We start from the raw sequence: 6,900 nt of genomic DNA, 5'->3' as shown, positions 1-6,900 counted from the left end.
GCTACGACAGACCCGATCAGCTTCCGCTGGAGCACACCCCCCGTCGTCGCCGGAGAACATATCGTCGGCGATCACCACCAACTCGTCAGCCATCCAGTCATACCGATCGCCCCGCAGCCGCTCCACCTCCGCCACCAACTCAGGCACCAACTCAGGCACCAGACTGCGCGCAGCAGCGATGAACCCCGCCAACGCCCGGTCCTGGCCGCAGTGGACGTTGTTGCGGTATCCGCGGAACTGCTCGATCTCACGCAGCAGGTACTCCGTCGTCCCCGACATCAGATCCCGCTGCTCCTCGACCTCCCACGGCCCCTCGGTCACACCCTCCAGCGCGGCCTGTGCACGCGCCACCACATCGCCGGCCATCACGCCTCCCAGTCCGGGGACCACACCAGTAGCGCCGGCAACATGACCGTGTCCTGCCGCAGCCCGGCGGGCGACCACCACTGCACGGTGCCGTCGTTCTGTACGACGCGCTCAAATGTGACGCCCCACGCGATGTTGCGGACGACCGACTGCTCCGGCAGCGCGGCGAGCTGCTCCACCGTGCGGATCATGCACGCCTCACGCCACACCTGAGCGACGTGCGCAGCGTGCTCCTCGCGGTCGATCGTGTCGGCGTTCTCGTCGTCACGCGTGCACCCGCAGTGCAGGATCGCGTGCCAGTAGCGGTGCTCGTAGATCACGTCCTGTAGACGCGGCGAGGCCGCCCCCACCTCGGGGACGGCTTGGCCCTGCTCGTCGGCGGTCATCCGGCCACCAGCTCCAGATACTCGGCAGGCGTCGCCTTGCTGCCCGTATCGGCGCCGAACCGCACGAACACGTACACCGAGCTGACAGCGGTGATGACACCCTCCTCGCCAGGCTCGTCACCGTCGATGTGCGGCGCCCGGTAGACGACCTTTTGGCCGACGTGCTCTTTGGCCTGCTCCAGTGTGATCACTGCGCCAGCCCCGTGTACACGTTGCTCTCACCCGTGCCGGGGTCGACCACCACATGGCACGGCCACACGGCCACCAGCGCGCCGGCCTCGTTGTAGCAGCCCGGCGCGTGGCCCCAGTTGTCGCCCAGCGGGCCGCACACCACGGTCCCCAGACGCGGCGCACGACCAACCGGGGTCGTCCTCCTGGAGGGCGGGCTGGGCCTGCGCCTGGGCGATCAGCGCGGGTCCGGCGGTGATACCGGCAGCGGCGCCGAACAGGACCCCGACAGCGAAGGCGGAGCGGGGCGATGGTGGTGATCATGGTGATGTTCATACCCCTGACGCTAATCGCAAAAGTTCCGCAATACAAGGTTCTGCGGTAACTATTTTGCGGCGACTTTCGCGACAGCATCCGCGCTGGTCGGCTCCGCGTCTCGAGCACCGCCGATGCTTGCCTCACAACTAAAGTTCTGCGACAGGCCGACCGTAGGCCGCAGCATCTGCGTAGCTTGTGCTGAATTCGGCGCCGCGGTCTGTGCGCCATAGCACCCGCTGGTCTCCGTCCATCCCGATCGTTGTTCCGATAGCGACCGATCGAGCCAGGAGATCACTCATCCCTTGGCGTCGCCCCTCCTCGGCCACCCCGCGGAGCATTGCGACCAGGACACGCCACGCCTCACGCATCGCCACCCTCGCGATGGGTGCGGCGTCCGCGGCCCTCAACGACCTCGACTACGGGGTCGCACCAGCAGTCGTCGTCGAGCACATGCTCGGGCTGGTCGCTGTCGATGGGCGGCACGGAGTCGACGACGCCGTCGACTGGCACGCCTGTGGGGATCACTTCGACGCTCACGGGTGGAGTGTGACCCTTGCCCCCGACATGGCTGCCGATAGCCGCGACGCCCGCGGCAGCCAGCTGGGCCGCCGGGTCCAACGCCTCCAGCCCCTCGGCTTGCCGTTGCACCGCCAGCCATTCGGCGAGTTCGTTGGCGGGCACCCCGCCGGCGGCGAGGACGCCGCGCGCCACGTCGAGTTGCAGCGGCCAGAGTGGGTCGTCGGGTCCGATGACTTGCCCGAACAGGCCGCGGCACTCGGCGGCGGCGACCTGCTCGAGCTGCGCGGCGCTCAGTCGGCCTTCAGCGACGTCGCCCGCAACAGCCATCGCGGCCTTGATGGCGGCCTGAACCGGTTGAGTCATGCGGGTTCCTGTTCGGTGATGACTTCGCCGTCGATGACGGGGAGTCGGCCGGCATCTGCGTGGCCGGCCGCGATGGCGAGGAAGTCCTGAGTTGCCTGGCTGATGACCGCTTGGGCGCTGGAGTGCTGCACCTGCACTTGGCCTTTCACTTCGACCTCACGCGCCTGGACGACGTGCTGGCCGGTGAGCTTCGCGTGTTTGTCGGCGACGTCGGCGATGGCTCGGTTGAGGGTGGCGACGGCGGCGTGGTCGTTGTCGTCTTCGGCTTTGGCGAGTTGGCGGAAGAGGCTGGCGAGTGATTGTTGGTAGGTGCCGGCGGTGTAGGTGCGTTTGGTTTCGAGGTCTTCGGGTGGCATGCGGAGGATGTGGCGGCGGATGGCTGTGAGTGCTGAGCTGCGGCTTCGGAAGTCGAGTTTGTCGGCGATTTCTTGGAGGGTCCAGCCTCGGCATTGCAAGCGGTAGGCCTCTTCGGCGCGGGTGCGGCTGTCGGTGCGTGCGCGGTCGGGCGGCATGTTGGGATTGTGTTGGTATTCGGTGCAGGCGGTGGGTGGGGGTTGTGGTTGACGTGGTTGCGTTTTCGGGGGTGTGGAGCGGCGTCTAGTGGCCCGTTCCTGGGGCTGTGTGGCCCGTGGAGCGACTTTCAGGCGGTTGTGGGGTGGTTTCCTTGCCTGCGCCTTGCTTCGGCTAGGGCGGCGCTGTATTCGGCGATGGCGGGTCCACATTGGGTGCGGCCGCAGCAGGTGTGGAGGGTTTGGCGTGCTGCGGTGAGTCGGGGGGTGTCGCCGGGTGCGGGTCCGGGTGGGGTGAGGGCAGAGAGTGCGTCGGCGCTGTAGGGGTCGGGGGGTGGTTCGGGGTCGGTGTTTTGTCGTGCGAGTCGGTCGCGTTTGGTGGTGCGGGCGTGGTGGATGAGGGCGGCGATGCCGATGGGGCGTTCGCGGGCTTTGGGGTCGGTGTCGTAGTAGGTCTGGAGTGCGTCGAGTAGGTCGTCGCGGGTGAGGTTGTGGTGGTGGGCGCGTTCGGCCCAGGCGGCGATGCGGGCGTCGTCTGCTCGTCCGAAGTTGTCGTCGAGGATGGCGGCGAGTTTGCAGACTTCGGCGATGTTGCGGACGTCGTCGGGGGTGGCGTTGAGGTTCATGGTGTGGCTCCCATGGCTTGGAGTACGCGGGCTGCTGCGGCGTCGTAGTCGAGGGCTTTGGTGGTGGGGGTGCCGTGTCCGTTGGCGCGGGTGCGGTTGTTGGCTTTGTGGACGAAGCGGGGGATTTGGGTGGGGGCCCAGGAGTCGCTGGCTGTCCAGGCTTGGATGCCGGCGGCGATGGCTTCGGGGGGGTTGTTGGCGCGGAGGCAGCCGTCGATTTCGGTGGCCACTTCGCGGAGCAGTTTGGGGGTGAGTGCTACGTCGAGGGTGTCGTTGTAGGCGTGGGCGATGGCCATGGCTGCTTGCGATGCGCGGGTGGGGAGGTTGGTGATTCGGGTGCGGGCGATGTCCGCCCCCGTTTTTGTGCGGGGCGGTTGTGGTTCGCAGAGGGTGTCTTCGATGGGGTGGGGGGTAGGGGGGTTCTTATCCTCATCCCTATCCCTATCCTCATCCCTATCTAACGGCGATGTTCGGCAGCTAAGCGCGGAATTTCCGCTACTGTCCGGCGGAACTTCCGCTGATTGGGGTGGTTCGCCTAGTTGCCTGAGCCCGTATTCGCTGGCTATGTCCCATTTTTGGCCGTCGTCGGGGCCGGGGAGGTTGGAGTCGGGCCGGAAGTTCTTCGACTGGTGAACGCGGAATGAGCTAATTTCGTAGTACTTCCGCCCGTGGTGTACATAGACGGCCACGTTGTAAACCTCGACGGTCTCTGAAAACAGCTCCGCGAAGTTCCGCCACACAGGCGCGGAAATTCCGCTACTACCCCGGCGGGGGAGGTCTGCGATGTCGTCGTGGGGAAACGCGAAGGCCTCGAGTTCCTTGAGGTTCGCGGTTCCGCGGCCGGCGTCGTCGGCCCAGTTCCACATCGCCATGAACAGCAGCCGGCACGCCAGATCGGCCTTCGCGGTGGATGGGGAATCCCAGAACTGGGGCTTAAGCGTCCTGATGCGCGGCACTGCGCTCTCCTGTCACATCGTCGTTTCGCGTTGCCATCGCATCGATTTCGTTCAGGTCATACCGCAGGCAGCGAGAACCGAACCGGTAGCCTGCGATGAGTCCTTGATCGCGCCAGCGGCGAATCGTGTACACACTGACCCCGACGTGCTCGGCGGCCTGGTCCTCAGTGGCCCAGCGCGGGTTAGGCATTCGCTGTTCTCCTGCCCTAGTTTTGAACTACTTGTGGTGCGGTCGTGCACGGTAAAGAGGTCGGGTGCAGCAGTTCAGTCGCCGGGTTGGGTGCCGCGCGGTGTGCCGGGCGTAGTCGGCGGGGTTGATGTCGATGGCTGCGGAGAGGTCGTCGGACGACCAGGGCGGGCCCACGATTGCCGCTGCGGCGTCGAAGTCGCCGAGTGCGGCGCGGCCCGCCAGGTATCCGGCGACGACGTTCTCCACGTCGATCAGGTGGTAGTGCCACAGGTCGCCGATACCGAGCGGGGCGAGGAGTTGGTGGCGGATGCGGGTGGTGTCGAAATCGGGGACGGCGCCGATGATGTGGGGGCGTCCGCTCAGGAACGCCTCAAGCATGCGGGCGGCCTCGAGGGGGCGGGCAGCGTCATCGGGGTGGTAGCGGTTGCGGTAGTCGGCGACGAACTCTGCGGGGAAGCGTGGGTCGCTGATCCACGGCTCGGGCTGGTGCTGGATGAACATGTGCAGGGCTGCTTCGTTGCCGTCGGGTGTGCGGCGTATCGCGGCCAGCTCCCAGATCGGCGAGTCGATGTGGAGGCCGAGGGTTTCGGTGTCGAGGAAAACGATGTCGGTCACGGTGTGGACTCCTTCAGGGTGGGGCAGTCTGGGTGGTGATCTTGAGTCGGTGGGTGGAATCCGCAGTCCGGGCATCGGCCGAAGGATCGGATCTGTTCGGGGGTGAACAGGATTCGGATGCGCGGATCAGCCATCGCGGTCACGCCTCGCTCGGATGTGGGCAGTGCCGGCACGTCCACGCGTAGCCGCCTTCGCCCCCACACTTCGTGACATCAGCGTTGGTCCCGCACTTCCAGCAGCGATCGGGAGCCCCGATGTCGAACGGACGGTAGTCGTCAAGACGATGGACGGTCATCGCTGGGCCTTGCTGACGGCGAGTAGCGAGCGCACCGCGGCCGCGGCCTGTTGTGGAACGACACCCGCGCCGATGATGCGCAGCTGATCATTGCGAGAAATCCCGGGCACGGCGGTGACCCACCCAGCAGGCCAGCCCATCATCCACTCAGGGAAAGCTGGGTTGAGGCGCGGTTTACCCTTTGAGTTCGGCTCAGACGGCGGCGGCGCTGGACGGGTCAGGGCCTCCCAACGGCGAATTGCAGGCTCGTACTTTCCGAAAAGGTCCGGGCGCGTGCCCACGTCAATCATTTGAACGTGGTGCCCCTGGGCTATACGCGCCCCTGGATCTGCTGCACCACCAGGCGCGCCATCCGACGCACACGGCGTGGGGAGAAGCGACACGATAGCGCCGAGGTACGTTGCTACGGCATCCCCTCGGGAGAAGCTGCTATCGCTTTCTGACACCGAAGGCACTCGCATGGCCTCGGCGCCCCCGGCTGCCTCTGGCAGTGCGCTGGCCTGTCGCAGTGAATGCAGCTGCAGTGCGGTGTCGACAAGTTCCCATCCATCGCGCGTGGTGTCGGCAGCAAGGATGAATAGTCGGTCGCGCGGATGAGGGGCGCCGACATCCGAAGCGCGCAGGCATGTCCATCGGAGGTCATACCCGAGCGGGGCCAAACTGTTGGCGACTCGTGTGAACTCTCCCCGAGTAAGGACATCTGTGACGTTCTCCAGCACGATAATTCGCGGTCGAACCACGCGAATTGCCCGTGCAATATCTGGCCAGATAGCGCGTTCATCGTCGGCGCCCTTTCGTCTTCCGGCGGGGCTGAAGGGTTGGCATGGCCACCCCGCGCACATGATGTCGATCGGCTCGACAGCTAACCAGTCGGTGGCGATGAGGTCGCCGTGGTTTGGTACACCTGGCCAGCGGTGGGCGAGCACGTCCACCGCTGAGTTGTGCCGTTCCCGGGTTTTGTTGCCTTTCTTCTCGATCAGTGTTGGCAGCTCACAGTGCCAAGCGGTGCGGGCTCCGAACACCTGCTCGACGGCCATGTCGAGGCCGCCAGCGCCGGAGCAAAGGGAACCGATGCGAAGGGTCTGATCGCTCATTGGTCGTCCCGAATCCAGGTGCCTAGCCTGGTCAACTGCCACTCAAGCTCGACAACTGCCGAGTGAATCGGCGTGATGACGGACAGTGCGACCGCTCGCAACAGCCTGTGATTTGTCAGGTCGTCACCGAAGTCGCGCGGGCACACTTCCCGCGCGGACATCGGCTCGCCACATGCACAAAGAACGCCGAACTCGGTGTAGTTCCATGGGAAGTGTTCGTCCGCGCCGACCATATCCAGGGCTGATGTGCGTATCCTCGACCAATGGCGAGCAACCGCGTCGGCAATACCCCTGCCGCGCACCACCGCGCCAAGGGGCACGATCTGCGGGCAGTGGGCCTGGGCCAGTTTGAGTGCAGCTGCGGCCACAGGTGGACGATCAGCGGATTGGGCCCCGATCAGCGATACAGCGAACTGCTGCGAACCATCAAATAGCCGCCTGAGGCGGCTATGGTCATTGATTTTAATCTCCATCGTCGTCTCCCCATCGGTGGCC

The 6,900-nt window shown here is 65.7% G+C and carries 11 protein-coding genes and 1 pseudogene; all 12 read right to left on the bottom strand.

Annotated features, from left to right (window positions below; genetic code table 11):
* Nucleotides 1–366 (bottom strand): annotated as a pseudogene (locus PGN37_RS20530) (hypothetical protein); the annotation flags it as partial.
* Nucleotides 366–752: a hypothetical protein gene (locus PGN37_RS20525; protein ID WP_335332838.1), complete on the bottom strand. Its 387-nt coding sequence runs from the start codon at nt 750–752 to the stop codon at nt 366–368. The pseudogene PGN37_RS20530 and the gene PGN37_RS20525, both read right to left, overlap by 1 nt.
* Nucleotides 749–943 carry a hypothetical protein gene (locus PGN37_RS20520; RefSeq protein WP_335332837.1) on the bottom strand — a complete coding sequence of 65 codons (195 nt, stop codon included), beginning with the start codon at nt 941–943 and terminating at the stop codon, nt 749–751. The genes PGN37_RS20525 and PGN37_RS20520 overlap by 4 nt, the downstream gene beginning before the upstream one ends.
* On the bottom strand, nt 940–1,083 hold the full coding sequence (locus PGN37_RS20515; RefSeq protein WP_335332836.1) for a hypothetical protein: 144 nt from the start codon (nt 1,081–1,083) through the stop codon (nt 940–942). Before PGN37_RS20515 ends, PGN37_RS20520 begins: the two co-directional genes overlap by 4 nt.
* A 515-nt stretch (nt 1,084–1,598) precedes the next feature.
* A complete protein-coding gene (locus tag PGN37_RS20510; protein WP_335332835.1) occupies nt 1,599–2,120 on the bottom strand; it encodes a flagellar hook-length control protein in 522 nt (173 codons plus the stop codon).
* Entirely contained in the window at nt 2,117–2,632 is a 516-nt protein-coding gene (locus PGN37_RS20505) for a hypothetical protein (protein WP_335332834.1), read from the bottom strand. Before PGN37_RS20505 ends, PGN37_RS20510 begins: the two co-directional genes overlap by 4 nt.
* A gap of 128 nt (nt 2,633–2,760) precedes the next feature.
* Nucleotides 2,761–3,255, bottom strand: a complete 495-nt coding sequence (locus PGN37_RS20500) for a hypothetical protein (RefSeq protein WP_335332833.1) — start codon at nt 3,253–3,255, stop codon at nt 2,761–2,763.
* Nucleotides 3,252–4,211: a hypothetical protein gene (locus PGN37_RS20495; RefSeq protein ID WP_335332832.1), complete on the bottom strand. Its 960-nt coding sequence runs from the start codon at nt 4,209–4,211 to the stop codon at nt 3,252–3,254. Before PGN37_RS20495 ends, PGN37_RS20500 begins: the two co-directional genes overlap by 4 nt.
* Nucleotides 4,189–4,401, bottom strand: coding sequence for a helix-turn-helix transcriptional regulator (locus PGN37_RS20490; protein ID WP_335332831.1), 213 nt, complete (start codon nt 4,399–4,401; stop codon nt 4,189–4,191). Before PGN37_RS20490 ends, PGN37_RS20495 begins: the two co-directional genes overlap by 23 nt.
* Nucleotides 4,402–4,428: 27 nt before the next feature.
* Nucleotides 4,429–5,016: a hypothetical protein gene (locus PGN37_RS20485; RefSeq protein WP_335332830.1), complete on the bottom strand. Its 588-nt coding sequence runs from the start codon at nt 5,014–5,016 to the stop codon at nt 4,429–4,431.
* A 291-nt stretch (nt 5,017–5,307) separates the two neighbouring features.
* The gene (locus PGN37_RS20480) at nt 5,308–6,405 is read right to left on the bottom strand and encodes a DNA cytosine methyltransferase (protein WP_335332829.1); all 1,098 of its coding nucleotides are present in this window, start codon (nt 6,403–6,405) and stop codon (nt 5,308–5,310) included.
* A complete protein-coding gene (locus PGN37_RS20475) occupies nt 6,402–6,878 on the bottom strand; it encodes a hypothetical protein (protein WP_335332828.1) in 477 nt (158 codons plus the stop codon). Before PGN37_RS20475 ends, PGN37_RS20480 begins: the two co-directional genes overlap by 4 nt.
* Nucleotides 6,879–6,900 lie beyond the last annotated feature (22 nt).

It is taken from the genome of Mycobacterium kyogaense, from assembly GCF_036946525.1.
Taxonomy (GTDB): Bacteria; Actinomycetota; Actinomycetes; order Mycobacteriales; family Mycobacteriaceae; genus Mycobacterium; species Mycobacterium kyogaense_A.
The sequence above is the reverse complement of the archived record's forward strand: the minus strand, read 5'-3'. Positions and strand labels throughout refer to the sequence as shown.